Source organism: Herbiconiux daphne, assembly GCF_024979295.1.
GTDB lineage: Bacteria > Actinomycetota > Actinomycetes > Actinomycetales > Microbacteriaceae > Herbiconiux > Herbiconiux daphnes.
In genome coordinates this window covers 1-539 of record NZ_JANLCJ010000737.1, presented here as the reverse complement: position 1 = coordinate 539, position 539 = coordinate 1, and the positions used below count along the sequence as shown (strand labels likewise).

1 protein-coding gene is annotated in these 539 nt (G+C 43.0%); it reads right to left on the bottom strand.

The window, feature by feature from the left end; all coding sequences use genetic code 11:
* Positions 1-374 (bottom strand): hypothetical protein (locus N1032_RS27420; protein ID WP_259543877.1); only part of this gene is annotated, 374 nt, incomplete at its 3' end.
* Positions 375-539: the final 165 nt, after the last annotated feature.

Sequence of the window (539 nt, the reverse complement as noted above, 5' to 3'; positions counted from 1 at the left end):
AACCATTCCAGATTACCCGGAACTTCTTTCACAGATGGATCGATAACCTGACACATCTCGAACACTTTACCACGAGAAGCACCTGGGAACAGGTAAGCATCCATGAACTGGCAAGACGGGCGAGGTTCAATCGGTTTACCGACTTTATCTTGATCGTTTTCGTACTCAGTACCAGTTGCATCCACGTCGATTAATTCGAGTGCAAAAGTACATTTAAAAGCAGGAGATTTCTTTTCGCCTTTGAATTCAGGCTGTTCTTGAACACCGAGACCGATGAAACGAACAATACGAGCTGGGTAATCGCCATCAGCGATTGCGTCGTATACAGTGAAGGACTTCTTAGAGGAACGAGTAGAAGGGATAGCAGTAGCCATGTAGTATATATCCTTATAAATAATCTCAATATATGGGAGCACTTTACCTTTGGCTCCCTCTCATTACAGCACCAATATACGTATAATCCTAGGTGTACATTGACGAAATAACGGATTTATCTTCCTAATTGGAAATGGGGGCAGTCAACAAACTTCCCTTTTGGG